The 19806-nt window shown below is 66.8% G+C and carries 24 protein-coding genes; 19 read left to right on the top strand and 5 right to left on the bottom strand.

Annotated elements, in window-relative coordinates:
- The first annotated feature begins 76 nt into the window (after window positions 1-76).
- Window positions 77-1312 carry an Nramp family divalent metal transporter gene (locus JZ792_RS19750; RefSeq protein ID WP_216912092.1) on the top strand — a complete coding sequence of 412 codons (1236 nt, stop codon included), beginning with the start codon at window positions 77-79 and terminating at the stop codon, window positions 1310-1312.
- 289 nt (window positions 1313-1601) lie between these two features.
- Window positions 1602-3230: an SDR family NAD(P)-dependent oxidoreductase gene (locus JZ792_RS19745; RefSeq protein WP_216912068.1), complete on the top strand. Its 1629-nt coding sequence runs from the start codon at window positions 1602-1604 to the stop codon at window positions 3228-3230.
- A gap of 9 nt (window positions 3231-3239) precedes the next feature.
- Here JZ792_RS19745 and JZ792_RS19740 read toward each other — a convergent pair whose 3' ends face one another.
- The gene (locus JZ792_RS19740; protein ID WP_216912067.1) at window positions 3240-4265 is read right to left on the bottom strand and encodes an SDR family oxidoreductase; all 1026 of its coding nucleotides are present in this window, start codon (window positions 4263-4265) and stop codon (window positions 3240-3242) included.
- A gap of 67 nt (window positions 4266-4332) precedes the next feature.
- Window positions 4333-5133, bottom strand: a complete 801-nt coding sequence (locus JZ792_RS19735) for an enoyl-CoA hydratase-related protein (RefSeq protein WP_216912066.1) — start codon at window positions 5131-5133, stop codon at window positions 4333-4335.
- Window positions 5134-5264: 131 nt separating this feature from the next.
- Between JZ792_RS19735 and JZ792_RS19730 the strand changes: the two genes are divergently transcribed.
- A complete protein-coding gene (locus tag JZ792_RS19730; RefSeq protein ID WP_216912065.1) occupies window positions 5265-6548 on the top strand; it encodes a TetR/AcrR family transcriptional regulator in 1284 nt (427 codons plus the stop codon).
- Window positions 6549-6568: 20 nt separating this feature from the next.
- Here the strand turns inward: JZ792_RS19730 and JZ792_RS19725 are convergent, their stop codons facing one another.
- Window positions 6569-8089 carry an aldehyde dehydrogenase family protein gene (locus tag JZ792_RS19725; protein ID WP_216912064.1) on the bottom strand — a complete coding sequence of 507 codons (1521 nt, stop codon included), beginning with the start codon at window positions 8087-8089 and terminating at the stop codon, window positions 6569-6571.
- 370 nt (window positions 8090-8459) lie between these two features.
- Between JZ792_RS19725 and JZ792_RS19720 the strand changes: the two genes are divergently transcribed.
- The 4 genes from JZ792_RS19720 (at window position 8460) to JZ792_RS19705 (ending at window position 11870) form a co-directional block, all read left to right on the top strand.
- Window positions 8460-9443 carry an ATP-binding cassette domain-containing protein gene (locus JZ792_RS19720; protein WP_109525355.1) on the top strand — a complete coding sequence of 328 codons (984 nt, stop codon included), beginning with the start codon at window positions 8460-8462 and terminating at the stop codon, window positions 9441-9443.
- On the top strand, window positions 9440-10270 hold the full coding sequence (locus tag JZ792_RS19715; protein ID WP_216912063.1) for an ABC transporter permease: 831 nt from the start codon (window positions 9440-9442) through the stop codon (window positions 10268-10270). Before JZ792_RS19720 ends, JZ792_RS19715 begins: the two co-directional genes overlap by 4 nt.
- Window positions 10267-11160 (top strand): ABC transporter permease, encoded by an 894-nt coding sequence (locus tag JZ792_RS19710; protein ID WP_216912062.1) that lies wholly within the window; start codon window positions 10267-10269, stop codon window positions 11158-11160. Before JZ792_RS19715 ends, JZ792_RS19710 begins: the two co-directional genes overlap by 4 nt.
- Window positions 11161-11279: 119 nt before the next feature.
- Window positions 11280-11870 (top strand): Uma2 family endonuclease, encoded by a 591-nt coding sequence (locus JZ792_RS19705; protein ID WP_216912060.1) that lies wholly within the window; start codon window positions 11280-11282, stop codon window positions 11868-11870.
- Window positions 11871-11897: 27 nt separating this feature from the next.
- Here JZ792_RS19705 and JZ792_RS19700 read toward each other — a convergent pair whose 3' ends face one another.
- Entirely contained in the window at window positions 11898-13094 is a 1197-nt protein-coding gene (locus JZ792_RS19700) for a lycopene cyclase family protein (RefSeq protein ID WP_216912058.1), read from the bottom strand.
- Window positions 13095-13188: 94 nt separating this feature from the next.
- Entirely contained in the window at window positions 13189-13665 is a 477-nt protein-coding gene (locus JZ792_RS19695) for a hotdog fold domain-containing protein (RefSeq protein WP_216912056.1), read from the bottom strand.
- A gap of 499 nt (window positions 13666-14164) precedes the next feature.
- Between JZ792_RS19695 and rpsJ the strand changes: the two genes are divergently transcribed.
- The 12 genes from rpsJ (at window position 14165) to JZ792_RS19635 (ending at window position 19717) form a co-directional block, all read left to right on the top strand.
- A complete protein-coding gene (gene rpsJ / locus JZ792_RS19690) occupies window positions 14165-14470 on the top strand; it encodes a 30S ribosomal protein S10 (RefSeq protein ID WP_003938093.1) in 306 nt (101 codons plus the stop codon).
- A 14-nt stretch (window positions 14471-14484) separates the two neighbouring features.
- Window positions 14485-15150 (top strand): 50S ribosomal protein L3, encoded by a 666-nt coding sequence (gene rplC / locus JZ792_RS19685; RefSeq protein WP_109525361.1) that lies wholly within the window; start codon window positions 14485-14487, stop codon window positions 15148-15150.
- Window positions 15147-15842, top strand: a complete 696-nt coding sequence (gene rplD, locus JZ792_RS19680; protein WP_216912054.1) for a 50S ribosomal protein L4 — start codon at window positions 15147-15149, stop codon at window positions 15840-15842. Before rplC ends, rplD begins: the two co-directional genes overlap by 4 nt.
- Window positions 15839-16144: a 50S ribosomal protein L23 gene (gene rplW, locus JZ792_RS19675; RefSeq protein WP_040686547.1), complete on the top strand. Its 306-nt coding sequence runs from the start codon at window positions 15839-15841 to the stop codon at window positions 16142-16144. The genes rplD and rplW overlap by 4 nt, the downstream gene beginning before the upstream one ends.
- Before the next feature lie 33 nt (window positions 16145-16177).
- Complete coding sequence (gene rplB / locus JZ792_RS19670; protein WP_109525363.1) at window positions 16178-17014, top strand: 50S ribosomal protein L2; 837 nt, start codon at window positions 16178-16180, stop codon at window positions 17012-17014.
- Between the two features lie 15 nt (window positions 17015-17029).
- Window positions 17030-17311, top strand: coding sequence for a 30S ribosomal protein S19 (rpsS, locus tag JZ792_RS19665; protein ID WP_014349056.1), 282 nt, complete (start codon window positions 17030-17032; stop codon window positions 17309-17311).
- Window positions 17308-17709, top strand: coding sequence for a 50S ribosomal protein L22 (gene rplV, locus JZ792_RS19660; RefSeq protein ID WP_109525364.1), 402 nt, complete (start codon window positions 17308-17310; stop codon window positions 17707-17709). Before rpsS ends, rplV begins: the two co-directional genes overlap by 4 nt.
- Window positions 17710-18513: a 30S ribosomal protein S3 gene (gene rpsC, locus JZ792_RS19655; protein WP_109525365.1), complete on the top strand. Its 804-nt coding sequence runs from the start codon at window positions 17710-17712 to the stop codon at window positions 18511-18513.
- A 4-nt stretch (window positions 18514-18517) separates the two neighbouring features.
- Complete coding sequence (gene rplP, locus JZ792_RS19650) at window positions 18518-18934, top strand: 50S ribosomal protein L16 (RefSeq protein ID WP_216912052.1); 417 nt, start codon at window positions 18518-18520, stop codon at window positions 18932-18934.
- Window positions 18934-19173 (top strand): 50S ribosomal protein L29, encoded by a 240-nt coding sequence (gene rpmC, locus JZ792_RS19645; protein WP_109525367.1) that lies wholly within the window; start codon window positions 18934-18936, stop codon window positions 19171-19173. The genes rplP and rpmC overlap by 1 nt, the downstream gene beginning before the upstream one ends.
- Window positions 19170-19442 (top strand): 30S ribosomal protein S17, encoded by a 273-nt coding sequence (rpsQ, locus tag JZ792_RS19640; protein ID WP_216912050.1) that lies wholly within the window; start codon window positions 19170-19172, stop codon window positions 19440-19442. The genes rpmC and rpsQ overlap by 4 nt, the downstream gene beginning before the upstream one ends.
- A 143-nt stretch (window positions 19443-19585) precedes the next feature.
- Window positions 19586-19717 (top strand): ribbon-helix-helix protein, CopG family, encoded by a 132-nt coding sequence (locus tag JZ792_RS19635; protein WP_216912049.1) that lies wholly within the window; start codon window positions 19586-19588, stop codon window positions 19715-19717.
- Window positions 19718-19806 lie beyond the last annotated feature (89 nt).

Genomic DNA, 19806 nt, shown 5'->3' with positions numbered 1-19806 from the left:
GGTCGACCGGGGCGTTCGTCGTCCGGGGGCGGCGATAAGTTCGGGTCACCGTAAAATTCTCTTCGTGAGCACAACACTGGGGGAGCGGACCCGGCCTGCCACGCGCCGCGCCGGAGCGTTCCTCGCGCTGCTCGGGCCCGCGTTCGTCGCGGCGATCGCCTACGTCGACCCCGGGAACGTGGCGTCCAATATCAGCGCGGGCGCGCAATTCGGCTACCTGCTGGTGTGGGTCATCGTGATGGCGAACGCCATGGCCGGACTCGTGCAGTTCCTCTCCGCCAAACTCGGACTCGTCACCGGCATGTCGCTGCCGGAGGCGGTGCGTGAGCGGGCGAGCCGACCGGTGCGCTTGGCGTACTGGGGTCAGGCCGAAACCGTCGCGATGGCGACCGACCTGGCCGAGGTCGTCGGCGGGGCCATCGCCCTGCACCTGTTGTTCGGGTTACCGCTCGTGGTCGGCGGACTGATCACCGGCGTGGTGTCGATGGGGTTGCTGCTCGTGCAGGACAGGCGCGGCCAACGACCCTTCGAACGGGTCATCATCGGCATGCTCGCGGTGATCGCGGTGGGATTCCTGGCGAGCGTGGTGATATCGCCGCCTTCCGCGTCGGAGGCCGTCGCCGGGTTGGTCCCGCGTTTCGACGGCGCGGAGAGCGTGCTGCTCGCGGCGGCCATGATCGGCGCGACGGTGATGCCGCACGCGGTGTACCTGCATTCCGGGCTGGCCAGGGACCGGCACGGCCATCCCGCGCCGGGCCCCGGCCGGGTCCGGCTGTTGCGCGCGACCCGCGTCGATGTCGGGCTCGCCATGGTGCTGGCCGGCACCGTCAACCTGGCCATGCTGCTGATGGCCGCGAACACCCTGCGCGGGCGCGAGAACGTCGACACCCTGGAAGGGGCGCACGCCGCGGTCCGCGAGGCGCTCGGCCCTGTCGCCGGCCTGTTGCTCGCGATCGGTCTGCTGGCCTCCGGGCTGGCGTCCACCTCGGTCGGCGCCTACGCCGGGGCGATGATCATGCAGGGTCTGCTGCGGCGCAAGGTCGCGTTGCTGTTGCGTCGCCTGATCACGCTGATCCCGGCCATCGCCGTGCTGGCGGCGGGAATCGACCCGACGCGCGCGCTGATCATCTCCCAGGTCGTGCTCTCCTTCGGCATCCCGTTCGCCCTGATCCCCCTGGTGCGACTCACCGCCGACCGCACGCTGATGGGCGCGGACGTGAACCACCGCGTCACCAGCGCGCTGGCATGGCTTGTCGCGGTGATCATCTCGCTGCTCAACATCGCGTTGATCTACCTGACCGTCACGGGCTGAACCCGCTCGCGACCGGAGCGGCGTAGGACAGCCTTTTTTCGCCGGTGCGAATCATGTTCTCCGGCAATTGGATACTGGTCGGTAACTGGCATGTCGAGCCCGGGCCGCCGGAGGAATCGGTGGCTGCCGGGCGTTTGCGGTGCACGGCGAACGGGGGTACGTTCGCATGCACATTCGATCGTCGTGCGGGGTGCGTTACCGATTGACCTGTCGCGCACGGTCGTTCGACGACCCCGGTCCGACCCGACGACGTGTGGTGCGGTGGTCCTGCGAAAGGACAAAAATCGATATGGCACAACGCTCTCCGGTCGTCCTCATCACCGGTGCGGCATCCGGGATAGGCTCGGCGACCGCGAATCTGCTCTCCGCCAACGGTTTCGTCGTGGAAGGCGCGGATATCGCCGTGTCCGCCGCGACGCCATGGCAGGTGTCGACGGTCGACGTCCGCGACGATATCGCGGTACGCGCGTGGGTCGAGGCCGTCCGGGCGCGCCACGGGCGCATCGACGCGGTCCTGACCTTCGCGGGTTACGGCCTCGTCGGTGCGCTGGAGGAGACCTCCGACGAAGAGGCGGTCGCCCTGCTCGATGTCAACCTGCTCGGCACCGCCCGGGTCGTCCGCGCCGCGCTGCCCGCGCTGCGGCGCAGTTCGGGCCGGGTGGTACTGGTCAGTTCGGGTTCGGCGAGTACCGCACAGCCTTTCGGCGGCTGGTACGCGGCCGGTAAGGCTGCGATCGAGAAACTCGGCGAGACCCTGCGGCTCGAGGCCGAGCAGTCCGGAGTCGCGGTGTCCGTACTCGTGCCGGGCTGGACCAGTACCGGCGTGCTCGATCGGGCCCGAACCGCACGTTCGGAACTGGCCCGCTACGGCGCGGCCCGCGCGCACAACGCCGCATTGATGGCGAAATATTGCGAGGAGGGCCAGGAACCGGAAGCCGTGGCCGCGGCGGCGCTGCGAATCCTCACCGCTGAGCACCCGCGCGCGACCTACCGCGTCGGCTCGGATGTGCGTACCTCCCACGTCGTGCGCCGAATACTGCCCGCCGCGCTGTACGCGCGCCTGGTGCGGGGGTACTGGGGAATCGGTGCCACCCCGGTAACCACCGGTGTGCCGCTGTCGGAACTGGTCGATCCGGTCAGCCGCGAAGCGCTCGTCGCCTCGGACGACGGTTCACTTGTCGCTCCCGACGGACGGGTCGCGCTGCGAGTGGTCGACAAGGATCTGCGCCTGTATCGCGACGCCGCCGCGCCGGAACACCAGGAGCGCGAAATCGACAGCGACAAGGTCCGTTTCGCGTACCGCATCTATTCCAAGGCGTATCCGCTGATCGCGACCCTGGTCTTCTGGTTCGTCTGGAACGGTGACCTGCGCACGCTCGGTCGCTTCTACGGCGCGCGGTTGCGCGACGCCGCCGAACGGGAGACGACCTTCGTCGACGTCGGCGTCGGCGACGGCACCCTGACGGGGTTCGCGGTCAAGACCGCCGGGGTGCGCGCGCTGCCGCCGCTGCTGTTCGTCGATCTGTCTCCGGACATGTTGGTCAAGACCGCCAAGCGATTCCGCACCGCGGACAGCGTCTCGCTCGTCCAGGATGTGATGACACTCGGCCTGCGCGAGGGTTCGGTGCGGGCGCTCGGTTGTTACGGCGCCCTGCACGTCTTCCCGAAACCCGAAGCGGCGCTGCGGCATCTGTCAGGTCTGCTGGCAGAGGACGGCGAGTTGTCGCTGTCGATCCTGACCAGTCCCGGCGTCGCGTGGAAGGATCGGGTCATCGCGTGGTTCGTCCGCACCAACACCATCACCTCGAATTTCACCCAGGACGAGGTGCGGCAACTGCTGGTGGCGGCGGGACTCGACACCGTGGAGGAGATCCACAACGGCCATCAGTTGCTGATTCGCGCCCGGCGTGCGGCCTGAACCGGAGTCCTAGACCCAGTTCTCGGCCCAGTACTTCCAGATCAGCGGGGCGTAACCGGCCAGCGGCGGCACCTTGATATCGGTGTCGGCCAATGCCGCGGTGGTGCGTCGGCAGTCGAACCAGCAGGTGAACTCGCTGTGCGCCAGCACGTCCTGCGGGACGCCGACGCGGGGGAGCACCCAGTGCGCACCGGGTACGCGCAGCACCATCTCGAGGGTGCGTTTGGGCATCACCTCGACCAGATGCGGCGAACCGGCCTCGTCGGCGAACAGGTTCAGTGCCTCGGCGGCGCTCTGCCTGCGAGGATCGACCAGGTGGTAGGTGGTCGAGTTCGGCCCGTCCTTGTGCGCCAGGTACGCCAGCGCGCGAGCGACGAAATCGACGGGCACCATATTGGTCTCGCCGAGTTTCGGAACCAGCACCGGCAGGATGCGCGGCAATTGCGCGGCCATGCGCAGCAGGCGGAAGAAGTAGTAGGGCCCGTCGATCCGGTCGATCTCGCCGGTCCTGGAATGGCCGATCACGATCGAGGGCCGGTAGATACGCCAGTCGAGTCCGGATTCGCGCACGATCCGTTCGGCCTCGAATTTGGTGCGCTGGTTCGGGGTGGCGAGCACCTGGCCCTGATCGAACATGTCCTCGGTGAACAGGCCCTGGAACATGCCCGCCACCTCGATGGTCGAGACGTGGTGCAGAAGTCCAGCCCGCAGGTCGGCGGCGACGTCGACGACATGTCTTGTCCCGCCGCCGCGCTGGGTCAGGTCGTAACCGGCCGCGAGGTGGAAGACATGATCGATGGTGCCCCGGTGCTCGTCGAGCCAGGCCGGGTCGATGCCGAGACCCGGCGCGCCGAGATCGCCGTGGACCGGCCGGATCCGGTCACCCCCCGCCCATTCCCGCGCACAGCAGGTGAACCGGTCCGCCGAATCGAGGCCGGGGCGGACCAGGACGTGGATATCACCGTCGTGATTGCGCAACTGCGGAACGAGGAACCGACCGATGAACCCAGTTGCTCCGGTAACCAGGTATGCCATAGCCGATCAACATAGTCGGCGCGGATCCGCGAAGTGTGGCGGGTGCCACATTCGCCGACGGTGTCGCTCAGTCGGAGAAGACCGGCGCGCGCTTGGTCAGCATCGCCGTCGCGCCCTCGATGAAGTCGGGCGATTCCAGCAATTCGGACTGTCCGGCCTTCTCCGCCGCGAGCGCGGCGTCGAGTGCGGGCAACGTGGCGGCGTTCAGCGCGGCTTTGGTCAGTTCCAGTGCGCGACGCGGCCCCGCGGCCAGTTTGGCCGCGGCGGCCTCGACCTTCGCGTCGAGTTCCGCGCCCGCGAAGACGCCGGTGAACAGGCCCGCCTCTTTCGCGGCGAGTGCGGGCAGTCGTTCACCGAGCAGGGCCATCTCGGCGGCGAGCGGACGCCCGGCCGCCGCGGCGACCATGGCCGCCGCGCCGCCGTCGGGCATCAGGCCGATATTGATGAAGGCGAGCAGCAGATAGGAATCGACGTCCGCGTAGACGAGGTCGGCGGCCAGCGCCACCCCGACGCCGACGCCCGCCGCCGAGCCCTTGATCCGCGCGATGACCGGGACCGGGCAGTCGACGATCGATTTCACGAGCCGATTGGCGGTGTCCATCACCATCTCCGAGGTGATGCCACGCTGGGCGTTCGCGGCGGCGGCGGACAGATCGGCGCCGGTGCAGAAATCCTCGCCGGCTCCGGTCAGCACGATCACCCGGACCGAGCGGTCGTCGGCGGCCGCGAGGAAGGTGTCGCCGAGCGCGACCATCGTGTCGTAGTCGACGGCGTTCTTGCGCTTGGGATTGGTGATGGTGACCCGCAGGATCTTGCCGTCCTCGACCGCGGAGAAGGAGGTCGCCGGGGCGGAATCGATCGTACTCATCTGGTGCTCCTGGTCTGCCGTTCGGCGGGCATCGCAACACGAATAGTGGTTAACTTTGCGAATTGTGGTTAACTTAGGTTGAGTTGTCCGGCGCTGTCAACAAGCAGTGGCGTCCCAGAACGGAGTGGTGCATGGTCGCGGATCGCAGCGAGGTCGGTCTCGCTTCCGCGCGGCGTGACACAGGCGGTAAAAGCACGGATTCCGGCACCGGTGCCGCCGGGGTCGACACTCCCAAATCGGTGCGCCGACGCCCCAAGGACCGCAAGGTGCAGATCATCCGGGCGGCCGCTCGCGCCTTCAGCGAGCGTGGCTACTACCCGGTCGGCGTCGACGAGATCGCCGCCGAGGTCGGCATTTCCGGACCTGCGCTCTACCGGCATTTCGCCAACAAATACGCACTGCTGGTCGCGGCCGCCGAAGAGGGCGCCCGCCACCTGCTCGAGGTGGCCCAGGCCGCCGACGATCCCCGGCTCGAACCCGCCGCCAGGCTCGACGCGGTGCTGGAGGCGATCAGCGAGCACACCATCGACATTCGCCGCGAGGCCGGGCTCTACCGCTGGGAACGGCGCTACCTGGAACGCGAGGATCGGGTCCGGATCCGCAAGATCTACGACGATCTCAACGCCACCGTCGCCGCCCCCATCGCGCAATTGCGCCCCGGCGCGCCGCCGGAGGACATCGCCCTGCTCGCCGCCGCCGTCCTCAGCGCCGTCGCCAGCATCGCCGCGCATCGGACCGCGCTGTCGGGCGCGCGTCTGCTGCCGCTGCTGCACGATATGTGCTGGGCGCTGGTGCGCGCCGACCTTCCACCCGCGCCGCCGTCACCCGCGCCCGGACCCGCGACCAAGGGCCTGCCGGTGACATCGAAACGCGAACAGCTGCTCACCGAGGCGATCAGGATCTTCGGCAGGCAGGGCTACCACGAGGCCAGTATCGAGGAGATCGGCGCGGCCGTCGGCATCAACGCCTCCAGCGTGTACCGCTACTTCACCAGCAAATCCGATCTGCTCGCCGCGGCGTTCTACCGCACCGGCGATCGGGTCGCGATGGCGATCACCGAGGCACTGGCCGAGGCGACGAGTCGGCCCGGCGCGGCCTGCGGCATCGCCGAACGCTACGCCAGGCTGACCTTCGCGACACCCGAGATCATGCCGGTCTACTACGCCGAGTTCAGCAATCTGCCGCAGGCCGAACAGCACAAGTTGCGTGCCATTCAGCGCCAGAACGTGCTGGAGTGGGCCAATCTGCTCGACGGCGACCCGATCGAGGCGCGGTTCCGCGTCCACGCCGCGATCGGTCAGGTCATCGACGTCGGCCGGGCCGTTCGCTTCGATTCCCGGCCCGAGCAACTCGCCCGCGTCATCACCCTGATGGGTGCGGTACTGCTGGGCGGCGAGTCCGGCCGGGACGACTGAACCGGACTCCCGCCCACCCGTCAACGCGCGTGGCGTAGTCGGAACATGGTCTTTGCCGCGCGCAGATGACGCGAATGCCGGTCGAATGTCGACAGGTCAACCGCGGCACGGTACTTCTTGCGCGCCACCGCCAGCGTCCGGCTGAATTCGCGCAGTCCGTGTTCGCCGTGGCTGTGTCCCTGCCCGTATTCGCCCACCCCGCCGAACGGCAGCGCGGGAATACCCGCGTAGGCGGTCGAGGAATTGATCGTCACCACACCGACGCGCAACTGTTCGGCGAACGCGTCGACACTGCGCACGTCACGGGTGAACACCGACACCGCGACCCCGTTGCCCGACGCGTTGATGCGCTGAGCCGCCTCGTCCATCGTCGAGACCCGATTCACGATCAGCACCGGCCCGATCGCCTCCCCGGTGACCGCGAGACTCTCCTCGGGAACCTCGGCGAGCACGATCGGCGATATATACGGTTCGCGTATCGAATCGAGGCCGCCGACCACCGCCCGGCCACCGCGCGCGAGGGCGTCGCGCACCTGTTTTCGGATCACGCCGACCTGGGATTCCATGATCATCGGACCGTAGGACGCCTTGCGGTCCGCGCCGGGACGCAACCTCTTCGCGTGACCGGCGACCAGTTCCAGGAAATTGTCGAACACCGAATCGGCGACGTAGGCGCACTGGATTCCGGTGGGGTTCTGGCCCGCGTTGGCCATCGCCCCGAAAACCGCCGCCTCCGCGGCATCGTCGAGTCTGGCGTCGACGTGCACCACCATCGAGCCCTTGCCGTTGTGTTCGACCACCACCGGCGTCATGCTCTGCGCGCACAGCGAGATCACCTCGCGCGCACCGGAATCCGAACCCGCGTAGGCGATCTTGTCCACCTTGGCCCGACACAGCGCTGCGCCGGTGCTCCTGTCACCGGTGACCACCTGGAGCACAGGCTGGCTCGGCGCCAGTTCGGTCCAGCTCTCGGCGAGCCACACTCCGACGCCGGTGGTCAGCTCATGTGGCTTGAACACCACGGCATTTCCGGCTGCCATCGCGTAGGCGATCGAGCCCATCGCGGTGAAGACCGGGTTGTTCCACGGCCCGAGCACCCCGACGACGCCGAGCGGCAGATAGCCGACCGAGGCCTTCTGGTTGCGCGTGAGCCAGGTCGAGCCGAGACTGCGGCGGCGCAGCGCGCGGGCCGCGTTGCGTGCGGCCCAATCCAGATTCTCGACCGCGAGCATCACCTCGATTACCGCGTCCGCCTCCGGTTTTCCGGTCTCCTCACACAGCAGCTCCACCAATTCGGTTGCCCGCCTTGCGATACTGCGCTTCCAATCGAGTAGCCAGCGCTTGCGCGCCACGAAACCTAAATCTGCCCACCATCTTTCGGCGGCTCGTGCGGCGCGAACCGTGCGGTTCAATTCGCTCGCGCCCATTATCGCGTACGTCCCGACCGTCTCACCGGTGCGTGGATCGTAGGACGTCAGCACATTCGTTCGGCCCGATCCACCGGGATACACCACCACTTGTGGCTGCGCGGACTCGGCCATGGTCACCTCTTCGCAGTCATCCCCGCCCTGGTACCCACTCGGTGTACAGCGACCCCGCCGACGAGTGAGCACATTGGTTCCCCTGCGTGAAGACTATGGCGCGTCGACGCGCGCCGACAAGGCGTAGTCGCTGCCCTTGCGCTGCCCATGACCGGCGCTACCAGCGGCGATTCGGCGGCGGCCCGCGCGCCCTCGCAAAATGTGAGTAAAGACACAGTTAGGTTCCGCGTAGACGGGATACCGGCGCAGGAACGGTCGGGCCACCTCCGCCCGGTAACATCACGCCGAGCGGTCCGATCACCCTCCGGAGGGCGCACAGCCGTGTGCACCGGTGACCCGGTCGCCGCCCCCGGCCGATAGTGGAGAGTTGATGCCGAGTTCGAACCAAGCAGATTCGCCCGCGAGTGAACCAGCGGTCATCGTGGAGGACGTCCGAAAATCCTTCGGCGACGTCCACGCGCTGCAGGGCATCAGTTTCACCGCGGCGAAGGCCAATGTGCTCGGCATCCTCGGACCCAACGGCGCGGGTAAGACCACGACGGTGAAGATCCTGTCGACGCTGCTGCGCCCGGATTCCGGAAACGCGGTCGTCGCGGGCCACGACGTGCGCAAGGATCCCTCCAGCGTGCGCCGCTCGATCATGATGACCGGGCAGTACGCCGCGCTGGACGAGAATCTGTCCGGCCGGGAGAACCTGGAACTCTTCGGCAGGCTGATGGGTCTGCGCAAGACCGTCGCCCGCCGCCGCGCCGACGATCTGCTCGAACAGTTCGACCTGGTCAGCGCCGGTCGCCGTGCGGTGCGCAACTACTCGGGCGGTATGCGCCGCCGGGTCGACATCGCCTGCGGTCTCGTGGTCCGCCCCGAGGTGGTGTTCCTCGACGAGCCGACCACCGGCCTGGATCCGCGCAGCCGCCAGGGCGTGTGGGATCTGGTGCAGATCCTCAAGAGTCAGGGCATCACCGTACTGCTGACCACGCAGTACCTCGAGGAAGCCGACGTGCTCAGCGATCGGATCATCGTCATCGACAAGGGCACGGTGATCGCCGAGGGCACCGCCGACGAGCTCAAGGAGCGCACCGGCGGCAGCTACTGCGAGGTGGTCCCGCTCGATCCCACCCAGATGCGCAAGGTCGCCGACGCGCTCGGCGATCTCGTGCCCGCCGCGGTGCTCGCCGAACTCGAGGGCGTCGACCGCCTCTCCATTCCGGCCCCCGAGGGCGCGGCCACCCTGGCCGAGGCGCTGCGCAGGCTGGATTCGGCCGGCGTCGACCTGGCCGATATCGGGTTGCGCAGGCCGTCGCTGGACGACGTGTTCCTGTCGATCACCGGACATTCGGGCAGCCACGCATGACGGCGGCCACCGGCGAGAGAGCCGAGCACCGCACCGACCCGGCCGTGCTCTTCGCCGAACTTCCCACGGCGGACCCGTCCTCCTTCGCGCAGTGGCGGGCGCTGGCCGGTCGTGTCGTGTGGACGATGGCGACCAAGGGCGAACTGATCGTCGCGTTCGTCACCCCGCTGGTCTTCACCCTCGGCTTCTACCTGCCGCTGCGCTACGTCATGAAATTCCAGGGCATCGACTACGCGCAGTTCGTCATGCCGGTCATCGTGCTCCAGACCATGGCCTTCACCATGATGTCGAACGCGCAGCTCTCGGCGTTCGAAGCGCTCACCGGGCTGAGTACCCGCTTGCAGACCATGCCCATCGGCACCCTGGTGCCGCTGACGGCACGTATCAGCGCCGGTCTGATCCGCTCGGTCGTCTCGCTGACCGGCGCGCTGCTGTTCGGCCACATGATCGGGTTCCGATTCGAGGCGGGACTCGGGCAGGCCGTGCTGTTCTGCGCGTTCTCGCTCGCGGTCGGCACGGTGCTGGCGATCGGCGCCGACGGACTCGGCAGTGTGACCAAGAGCCCGGAATCGCTCAGTCAGGCACTCACCCTGCCGACGATCATCTTCGGCATGCTGTCGTGCGGGTTCGTCCCCGAGAGCAGTTTCCCCGAGTGGATACGGCCGTTCGCGCGCAATCAACCGATCTCCCAGTTCTCCTTCGCGATGCGCGACATGGCCGCCGACGGCGTGACCTGGCAGGTGCTGTGGGTTCCGCTGGTGTGGTTGGGCGGGCTGGCGATCGTGTTCATCCCGTTCGCGGTCTGGGCGAGTGTGAGGCGATCATGAGTTCGGTGGAGACGACCATGCGACCGGAAGCGTCCGATGTGACATCCGACCCCGATTCGCCCGGCACGCCGCGGTGGACCCCGCTGCCGACGGTCACGCACGCGAAATCCGAGGGCGCGCTCACCACTTGGGCCTCGCACAGCCTCATCCAGAGCAAACGACTGCTCTACGGCTGGGCCCGCGACCCCGCGACCACCATTCAGACGATCCTCTACCCGGCCGTCACCCTGCTGATGTTCCACGTGGTGCTCGGTAATTCGATCAGCGACGCCACCGGCAAACCGGCCGTCTACGGTCAGGTGCCGATGATCACGCTGGTCGCGGCGATGGCGGGCGCGGTGGTCAGCGCGCTGGGATTCAAGGTCGAGAAGGCCACCGGACTGCTCGGCCGTTTCTGGACCATGCCCGTGCACCGGGCGGCGGGCCTGACCGGTCGACTGCTCGCCGAAGCCGTCCGCGTGCTCGTGACCACGCTGATCGTGATCGCCGTCGGTTTCGCGATCGGCTTCCGATTCGACCAGGGACCGATCGCCGCCCTGGCCATGATCGGCATCCCGGTCCTGTTCGGCGTCGGTTTCGCGGTCCTGGTCACCGCACTGGCGACCATCACCGAGGGCGTGATGCTGGTCAGCCTGGTCAGCATCTTCAACACCCTGCTGATGTTCTTCAACACCGGTTTCGTCCCGGTCAACGCCTACCCGGTCTGGTTGCAGGACGTGGTCGAGAACCAGCCGATGAGCTGCGCCATCGACGCCATGCGCGGCCTGTCCTACGGCGGCCCCGTCGCCGAACCCCTCATGAAGACCGTCGCGTGGACCGTCGGCATCCTCCTCGTCTTCGGCTGGCCCGCGATCCGCGGCTACCAGCGCGCGGCCGAAACCGGAGCCTGAGTTCACGAACTCCGCGGGTCCGGCGCGCGGGAAGCCCCGGACCCGATGCCAGTGTTCCGGCGGCGATGACCAGCTGTGATCCGTATGCTGATGGCACGAAGCAGAGGGAGGTGTTCGCAGTGACCGCCGCTACCGCGCATGACTCGCAGAGGGATCCGGCAGACGTATTGCTGGAGGGGTTTCATGCACTGGAAACTCCCGAAGGGTTCCGGGCCGAGTTGATCGAGGGGGAGATCATCGTGACACCACCACCGACGGGAAGCCACGAGGAGAATATTTCCACGTTGATCTCTCAGGTCTTCGGACAGTCCGCTGTGAAAGTGACGTTCTCCGCCAACAAGGGACTGGTGATGGAGCGGGGTGGACTGTGCCCGAAGAACCATGTGATCCCCGATGGTGTATTCGTTCCGGCCGGTAGTTTGAAAGACGCGCCCCCATGGATGTCGGTCGACAACGTGATGATGGTGTTGGAGGTCACCAGTTCGAAGCCCGATCGGGATCGGACGACCAAGCGGTTCTGCTATGCACGTGCGGGGGTGCCGTTGTACCTGCTTCTCGACCGAGGCAAGCAGGCGACCACGCTTCTCAGCGAGCCAGGGGGCGGACCTGACCTCATCGACTATCGGCAGGAGATCCGCGTTCCTTTCGGTAAGCCGCTGGAGCTGCCATCGCCCTTCTCGTTCACCCTGGATACGACCGACTTCGTGTAGGTCGGGTCCGGTCCGATGACCGGGGTTTCAGTCGGTGGGGTGCGGTAATCGCTCCGTGACGGCGGGGAAGTCGTAGTCCGACCAGCGGTCGCGGTTGGTCCAGCCGACCAGGTCGTAGCGCCAGCGGAAGGGCCAGGTGTGGGCGACGGTGTTGAACAGCACCGCGCCGAGGGCGGCGTAGTCGTCGTGGGCCGACAGCAGCGCCCGCTGTCCGCGTTCGGATTCGGTGAAGAACGCCTCGAACATGGCGATCGACTGGTCGGTGGTGAGCCGACCGAGGCCGTACAGGCCGCGTGTCCGCATCCAGTAGACCAGGCGGGCCTGCCACGGCCACAGGGCCCCGATCGGATCGCGGCCCTCCCGCAGCGCGTCGACGGCGGTGTCGACCAGGGCCAGTGAGTCGGCGACGCTGTAGCCGGTGCAGGGGTGCATCATCCCGCCCCTGGAACCGAACGGGATCGCCCGCCCGGCCCCACGGCGCGGTGGCGGCTGATCGAGCGGATAGTGCGCGGCTTCGCTCGGCTCGTCGCCGTTGAGCCGGATACCGTGCGCGGCAAGACGTTCGAGCGTGCGTCTGCGCAGTTCGCGCTGCGGCATACCGCCGCGAAGTCCGAGGCTGGTCTCCTCGAAGATGACGGTCCCGTCGCCGAGCGGAACCGCGTAGAGGAACGACGGCGGCTCCTCGGGGCCCGCACCGTTCTCCGGTCGCCAATCCAGCAGCAGGCCTTCGTCATCGGCGACCATGGGGGCGGCGGTGTCGGCGTCGACGAAGATGCCGTGCGCGCTCGCCGCTCGCCGCTGTCCGAGGGGCGGGAGTCCGCGGGTGTCGAAAACCGTTGCCGCCCTGAGTTTCATGCCGTCCGCGAGTTCGACCTCGTGCGCGCCGACCTCGGTGGCGCGGGCGGCGAACACGGTCGCGTCGTCCAGTGGCAGGGCGGCGTGCAGACCGGGTTTGGACAGCACGCAGTAGGGCCGCTCGATCCGGTGCTCGGTCGTGGTCCAGACCGTCGGGGCGGGGATGCGGACCGCGATCGCCTCGGCGGGCAGCCAGCGGGGCAATTCGTCGACCCAGCAGGAGAAAGTGGGCGGCCAGAGCCGATCCGGGCGCGGATCGACGGCCGCCACGCGGAATCCGGCCAGCATCGCGCGATGGGCCAGCGCGCGCCCGGTCGGACCGAGTCCGACCACGGCGATATCGAAATCGCTGACTGCGCTGTCGCTCATAGAAGTATTCAATGCCGTCGGGATCGGCCGGTGCAACTACCCGTGGCGAACCACACTGCGTGTCGGATTCGCCTGCCCGACGGCCTCCTGGCACCTACTTCGGCGTGACCCACGTCGTGATCTCCGCGTGCACGACTTCGACCCCGTGCTTGTCGTAGATCGCGACCGGCACCGTCAGTTCGGTCCCCTCGGTGATCAGCGAGAAGTCGGGGACCTCGGCCAACCGCGCCACCGCGCGCAGCCCGGTTTCGGCCTTGGCCAGGTACCGCACGTTCATGGCCTTGGGGATCCAACGGTGCGAGGACGGCACCGTCGCCTCGCTGAGCATGCCCATCGCGACCTCGGCGAGATTGCACGCGGCGATCGCGTGATAGGTGCCGAGATGATTGTGGATGCCGAACCATTTCGGTGAGGTGACCTCGCACAATCCCGGTTCCAGCCGCACCACGTTCGGCAGCACCGTGCCGAAATACGGCACCCTCGCCACCATGCCCAGCGAGAACAGCGCGTGCCCCAGGCGGTTGTCCGGCAGCTTCTTCCAGCCGCGGTAGGTCGCGGTCTCTTTCGTCATGCCCGCATCTTACTCAAAAGTAAGTTCTGCCCGGTCGAAGTATCGGCATACTTGACGAATCGGCCTTCGAGCTGCGCTTCTTCGGAAGCACGCGCCGGTGGTGGGGGCGGATTTGAAGTGTCCAGGGGCATCGGGCATACTGTTCGGGTTGCCCTGCACCGGGCCGCGTCTGTTCCCGAAGTCGGAATCGAATGCGGTCGGGCGAGGCGAGCAGTACCCAATCGTGTATCCCGCTGGTTTATCAGCGCGGGTACGTCCGGGACGAACGTTCCAGGCCTGAGATGAAGTTTCTGTCCGGGCAGAGGAATGAGCGGAAAGGCGACACGCCCGACCGCGTGGACCGGAGAACCATGACAGATGAACAGCGGCGAAGATCGGGCGGTGTCCGGTCGTAGGTCTCTTCTGAGGCGTCTTTCGTGTGTTCGGACTGTGCAAATGAGGGTGGTTCGGGAGCGCAGCTTCCGGATCACGAACGAAAGCGGAGAAAAGGACACTTAGCGTGGCGGGACAAAAGATCCGCATCAGGCTCAAGGCCTACGACCACGAGGCGATCGACGCGTCCGCGCGCAAGATCGTCGAGACGGTGACCCGTACCGGGGCACGTGTCGTCGGCCCGGTGCCGTTGCCCACCGAGAAGAACGTGTACTGCGTCATCCGTTCGCCGCACAAGTACAAGGACTCGCGCGAGCACTTCGAGATGCGTACGCACAAGCGGCTTATCGACATCCTCGACCCGACGCCGAAGACGGTCGACGCGCTGATGCGCATCGACCTGCCGGCCAGCGTCGACGTCAACATTCAGTGACGGGGACTCGAGATATGACTGACAACAAGAACCGGCCCGCAGCCGGCATCCTGGGCACCAAGCTCGGCATGACCCAGGTCTTCGACGACAAGAATCGGGTCGTTCCGGTCACCGTCATCAAGGCGGGCCCGAACGTCGTGACCCAGATTCGCACCGTGGAGCGCGACGGCTACAGCGCCGTGCAGATCGCTTTCGGCGCCATCGACCCGCGCAAGGTGAACAAGCCGACTTCCGGCCAGTTCGCCAAGGCCGGTGTCACCCCGCGCCGCCACGTCGCCGAGATCCGCGTCGCCGACACCGCCAACTTCGAGATCGGCCAGGAACTCTCGGCCGATGTCTTCGAAGAGGGCGCGTACGTCGACGTCACCGGCACCAGCAAGGGCAAGGGCTTCGCCGGCACCATGAAGCGTCACGGCTTCGCCGGTCAGGGCGCCTCGCACGGTGCGCAGGCCGTGCACCGTCGCCCCGGTTCCATCGGTGGTTGCGCCACCCCCGGCCGCGTGTTCAAGGGCATGCGCATGTCGGGTCGGATGGGTAACGACCGCGTCACCACCCAGAACCTGTCGGTTCACAAGGTGGACGCCGAGAACGGCCTGCTGCTGATCAAGGGAGCGATCCCGGGTCGCAGGAACAGCGTCGTGATCGTCAAGAGCGCCGTGAAGGGTGGTGCGCACGCATGACCGTCAATACCGAGAAGAAGGATTCCGCGGAGCAGTCCGTGAATCTGACGCTGCCGGTGAAAGAGATCGGCGGCAAATCCAACGGAACCGTCGACCTCCCCGCGGAGATCTTCGACGTGACCGCCAATATCGCGCTGATGCACCAGGTCGTCGTGGCCCAGCTCGCCGCGGCTCGCCAGGGCACCCACTCCACGAAGACTCGTGGCGAGGTCCGTGGTGGCGGCAAGAAGCCGTACCGGCAGAAGGGCACCGGCCGCGCCCGTCAGGGCTCGACCCGCGCGCCGCAGTTCGCCGGTGGTGGCGTCGTCCACGGCCCGCAGCCGCGTGACTACAGCCAGCGGACCCCCAAGAAGATGAAGGCCGCCGCTCTGCGTGGCGCCCTGTCGGATCGGGCCCGCAACGAGCGTATCCACGTGATCACCGAACTGGTCGCGGGTCAGACCCCGTCGACCAAGACCGCCAAGACCTTCCTGGCCGAGCTCTCGGACCGCAAGAAGTTCCTGGTCGTCGTCGGCCGCGAGGACGTCGCCGCGTGGAAGAGCGTGGCGAACCTGGAAAACGTGCTGCCGATCGCACCGGACCAGCTCAACACCTACGACGTGCTCAACAGCGACGAAGTGGTGTTCAGCGTTGAGGCCTTGAACGCCTTCGTGCACGGCCCGGCCGAAGCCGCACAGGAGGAGAGCAAGTGACCACCATCGCCGACCCCCGCGACATCCTGCTGGCGCCGGTCATCTCGGAGAAGTCCTACGGACTCATCGAAGAAGGCACCTACACCTTCATCGTGCACCCGGACTCCAACAAGACGCAGATCAAGATCGCCGTCGAGAAGGTTTTCGGTGTGAAGGTGACCAGCGTCAACACCGCCAACCGTCAGGGCAAGCGCAAGCGGACCCGCTTCGGTTACGGCAAGCGCAAGGACACCAAGCGTGCGCTCGTGACCATCTCGGCCGACAGCAAGCCCATCGAGATCTTCGGAGGCCCGGTCGCGTAAGCGGACGGGAATCCAGAAAGCAGAGAAGAACTCATGGCAATTCGTAAGTACAAGCCGACTACGCCGGGTAGGCGCGGGGCGTCCGTCTCGGACTTCGCCGAGATCACCCGGTCCACCCCCGAGAAGTCGCTGCTGCGTCCGCTGACCAAGAGCGGTGGCCGTAACGCGCACGGTCGTATCACCACCCGGCACCGCGGTGGCGGCCACAAGCGTGCCTACCGTCTGATCGACTTCCGTCGACTGGACAAGGACGGCATCCCGGCCAAGGTCGCTCACATCGAGTACGACCCGAACCGCACCGCGAATATCGCACTCCTGCATTTTGTCGACGGCGAGAAGCGCTACATCATCGCGCCGAAGGGCATCAAGCAGGGCACCCCGATCGAGTCCGGCCCCACGGCCGACATCAAGCCGGGTAACAACCTGCCGCTGCGCAACATCCCGACGGGTACCACCATCCACGCGGTGGAGCTTCGTCCGGGCGGCGGCGCCAAGCTGGCCCGCTCGGCCGGTATGAGCATCCAGCTGCTCGGTAAGGAAGGCCCCTACGCCACGCTGCGTATGCCCTCCGGTGAAATCCGCCGCGTCGACGTGCGCTGCCGCGCCACCGTCGGCGAGGTCGGCAACGCCGAGCAGTCGAACATCAACTGGGGCAAAGCCGGCCGTATGCGCTGGAAGGGTCGCCGTCCCACGGTCCGTGGTGTCGTCATGAACCCGGTCGACCACCCGCACGGTGGTGGTGAGGGCAAGACCTCCGGTGGTCGCCACCCGGTCTCGCCGTGGGGTCAGCCGGAAGGCCGCACCCGCAAGCCCAACCGTCCGAGCGACAAGCTCATCGTCCGCCGTCGCAAGACCGGCAAGAAGCGCTGAAGGAGGAGGTAAGAAATGCCACGCAGCCTCAAGAAGGGCCCGTTCGTCGACGACCACCTCCAAGCGAAGGTGGACGTTCAGAACGACAAGGGCACCAAGCAGGTCATCAAGACCTGGTCCCGCCGCTCGACCATCACCCCGGATTTCATCGGTCACACCTTCGCCGTCCATGACGGTCGCAAGCACGTGCCGGTGTTCGTCTCCGAGAACATGGTCGGACACAAGCTGGGTGAGTTCGCGCCCACCCGGACGTTCAAGAGCCACGTCAAGGAAGATCGGAAGAGCAAGCGGCGATGACCACTGAGACTCAGAATCCGACTGCGCGCGCGACGGCCAAGCACGTTCGCGTGACCCCGATGAAGGCTCGCCGTGTCGTGGACCTGGTCCGCGGCAAGCGAGTCGAGGACGCACTGGCGATCCTGAAGTTCGCGCCCCAGGCAGCGAGCGAGCCGGTCGCCAAGGTCGTGGCCAGTGCCGCGGCGAACGCCGAGAACAACCTCGGCCTGAACCCGGCCACCCTGGTGATCTCGACGGCCTACGTCGACGAGGGCGCCACCATGAAGCGTTTCCAGCCGCGGGCCCAGGGCCGTGCGTTCCGGATCCGCAAGCGCACCAGCCACATCACCATCGAGGTCGAGAGCGTTCCCACCGCCGGTGGATCCACTCGTAACCGCCGGAAGGGAGGGGCAAAGTAAATGGGACAGAAAATCAACCCCCATGGCTTCCGCCTCGGTATCACCACCGACTGGAAGTCGCGTTGGTACGCGGACAAGCAGTACGCGGACTACGTGAAGGAAGACGTCGCCATTCGCAAGCTCCTCGCCACCGGCATGGAGCGGGCGGGTATCTCGAAGGTCGAGATCGAGCGCACCCGTGATCGCGTCCGTGTGGATATCCACACCGCGCGTCCGGGCATCGTGATCGGCCGTCGTGGCGCGGAAGCCGACCGCATCCGCGCCGAGCTGGAGAAGCTCACCAAGAAGCAGGTGCAGCTGAACATCCTCGAGGTCAAGAACCCCGAATCGGATGCGCAGCTCGTTGCCCAGGGTGTGGCCGAGCAGCTCTCCAACCGTGTGGCGTTCCGTCGCGCGATGCGTAAGGCCATTCAGTCGGCCATGCGTTCGCCGAACGTCAAGGGCATCCGCGTGCAGTGCTCGGGCCGCCTCGGTGGCGCCGAAATGTCGCGCTCGGAGTTCTACCGTGAGGGTCGCGTTCCGCTGCACACGCTGCGCGCGGATATCGACTACGGCCTCTACGAGGCCAAGACCACCTTCGGTCGCATCGGTGTGAAGGTCTGGATCTACAAGGGCGACATCGTCGGTGGCAAGCGTGAGCTGACCGCCGCGAGCGCTCCGGCAGGCGATCGTGATCGTCCGCGCCGCGAGCGTCCGAGCCGTCCGCGTCGGTCCGGGTCCGCCGGCACCACGGCGACCAGCACCGAGGCCGGACGCGCCGCCACCGCTGTGGCGGAGGCACCGGCAGAGACACAGGAGGGCTGAAGCAATGCTGATGCCTCGTAAGGTCAAGCACCGTAAGCAGCATCACCCCGGTCGTTCCGGCATGGCCAAGGGCGGCACCTCGGTGACGTTCGGCGAGTTCGGAATCCAGGCGCTGGAGCCGGCTTACGTGACCAACCGGCAGATCGAGTCGGCCCGTATCGCGATGACCCGCCACATCAAGCGTGGCGGCAAGATCTGGATCAACATCTACCCGGATCGCCCCCTCACCAAGAAGCCCGCCGAGACCCGCATGGGTTCCGGTAAGGGTTCGCCGGAGTGGTGGATCGCGAACGTCAAGCCCGGTCGCGTGATGTTCGAAATGTCGTACCCCAATGAGGAGACCGCTCGTGAGGCCCTGCGCCGCGCGATGCACAAGCTCCCCATGAAGTGCAGGATCGTGACCAGGGAGGAGCAGTTCTGATGGCTACCGAAACACCGGCCGCAGAGCTCCGCGAGCTCACCGAGGACGAACTCGTTTCCCGCCTGCGTGAGTCGAAGGAAGAGCTGTTCAACCTGCGCTTCCAGATGGCGACGGGTCAGCTGGACAACAACCGTCGGCTGCGCGTCGTTCGTCACGAGATCGCGCGCATCTACACGGTCATGCGCGAGCGCGAGCTCGGCCTGGCCACCGGACCCGCTGGCAAGGGAGATGCGGCATGAGCGAAAATGTGGAAGGGCAGCGCAACAGCCGCAAGGTTCGCAGCGGCTACGTTGTCTCGGACAAGATGAACAAGACGATCGTCGTCGAGCTGGAAGACCGTCACCGGCACCCGCTCTACGGCAAGATCATTCGCACCACCTCCAAGGTGAAGGCGCACGACGAGAACGAGGTGGCCGGTGTCGGCGACCGCGTTCAGCTGATGGAGACCCGTCCGCTGTCGGCCACCAAGCGCTGGCGTCTGGTCGAGGTCCTGGAGCGGGCCAAGTAAGTCCCCTCCACGGCTGATAGTCGAACACCGAAGGCCCGCTTCCACCCGGAAGCGGGCCTTCGGCATTTCCCAGGGTTTCGACGCGCGTATTCGAAGCGATTGTCGTCGGTCGCGTCCGCCGTCCGGCTCGGTATCGTCTGGACATGGCCTGGACGATGCGGCTCACGATCGAAGAACAGGCTGCGCTGACGCGGCATGCCGCCGTCGAGGGGCGTTCCTCACGCGAGATCGTTCGCGACGCGATCCGGCTCTACCTGATGCGGCACCGTCAGTAGGAGGAGCCGCTGCTCACAGATCCGAGACCTTCGATCTGGGTGGTCCTGTCACTGGGAGAGTTCGGTGAGGATGCGGGTCAGTTGGGTGG

The organism is Nocardia noduli, assembly GCF_019038455.1.
Taxonomy (GTDB): domain Bacteria; phylum Actinomycetota; class Actinomycetes; order Mycobacteriales; family Mycobacteriaceae; genus Nocardia; species Nocardia noduli.
The sequence above is the reverse complement of the archived record's forward strand: the minus strand, read 5'-3'. Positions and strand labels throughout refer to the sequence as shown.

Excerpts from the sequence above, each read along its gene's own strand:
- rpmC (WP_109525367.1), top strand. The coding sequence starts at position 18,934 with ATGGCTACCGAAACACCGGCCGCAGAGCTCCGCGAGCTCACCGAGGAC.
- JZ792_RS19720 (WP_109525355.1), top strand. The coding sequence starts at position 8,460 with ATGCCGAGTTCGAACCAAGCAGATTCGCCCGCGAGTGAACCAGCGGTC.
- JZ792_RS19740 (WP_216912067.1), bottom strand. The coding sequence starts at position 4,265 with ATGGCATACCTGGTTACCGGAGCAACTGGGTTCATCGGTCGGTTCCTC.
- rpsS (WP_014349056.1), top strand. The coding sequence starts at position 17,030 with ATGCCACGCAGCCTCAAGAAGGGCCCGTTCGTCGACGACCACCTCCAA.
- rplP (WP_216912052.1), top strand. The coding sequence starts at position 18,518 with ATGCTGATGCCTCGTAAGGTCAAGCACCGTAAGCAGCATCACCCCGGT.
- JZ792_RS19715 (WP_216912063.1), top strand. The coding sequence starts at position 9,440 with ATGACGGCGGCCACCGGCGAGAGAGCCGAGCACCGCACCGACCCGGCC.
- rpsQ (WP_216912050.1), top strand. The coding sequence starts at position 19,170 with ATGAGCGAAAATGTGGAAGGGCAGCGCAACAGCCGCAAGGTTCGCAGC.
- JZ792_RS19635 (WP_216912049.1), top strand. The coding sequence starts at position 19,586 with ATGGCCTGGACGATGCGGCTCACGATCGAAGAACAGGCTGCGCTGACG.
- JZ792_RS19725 (WP_216912064.1), bottom strand. The coding sequence starts at position 8,089 with ATGGCCGAGTCCGCGCAGCCACAAGTGGTGGTGTATCCCGGTGGATCG.
- JZ792_RS19710 (WP_216912062.1), top strand. The coding sequence starts at position 10,267 with ATGAGTTCGGTGGAGACGACCATGCGACCGGAAGCGTCCGATGTGACA.
- JZ792_RS19700 (WP_216912058.1), bottom strand. The coding sequence starts at position 13,094 with ATGAGCGACAGCGCAGTCAGCGATTTCGATATCGCCGTGGTCGGACTC.
- JZ792_RS19695 (WP_216912056.1), bottom strand. The coding sequence starts at position 13,665 with ATGACGAAAGAGACCGCGACCTACCGCGGCTGGAAGAAGCTGCCGGAC.
- JZ792_RS19745 (WP_216912068.1), top strand. The coding sequence starts at position 1,602 with ATGGCACAACGCTCTCCGGTCGTCCTCATCACCGGTGCGGCATCCGGG.
- JZ792_RS19730 (WP_216912065.1), top strand. The coding sequence starts at position 5,265 with ATGGTCGCGGATCGCAGCGAGGTCGGTCTCGCTTCCGCGCGGCGTGAC.
- rplV (WP_109525364.1), top strand. The coding sequence starts at position 17,308 with ATGACCACTGAGACTCAGAATCCGACTGCGCGCGCGACGGCCAAGCAC.
- JZ792_RS19735 (WP_216912066.1), bottom strand. The coding sequence starts at position 5,133 with ATGAGTACGATCGATTCCGCCCCGGCGACCTCCTTCTCCGCGGTCGAG.
- rplC (WP_109525361.1), top strand. The coding sequence starts at position 14,485 with ATGACTGACAACAAGAACCGGCCCGCAGCCGGCATCCTGGGCACCAAG.
- rpsC (WP_109525365.1), top strand. The coding sequence starts at position 17,710 with ATGGGACAGAAAATCAACCCCCATGGCTTCCGCCTCGGTATCACCACC.
- rplB (WP_109525363.1), top strand. The coding sequence starts at position 16,178 with ATGGCAATTCGTAAGTACAAGCCGACTACGCCGGGTAGGCGCGGGGCG.
- rplD (WP_216912054.1), top strand. The coding sequence starts at position 15,147 with ATGACCGTCAATACCGAGAAGAAGGATTCCGCGGAGCAGTCCGTGAAT.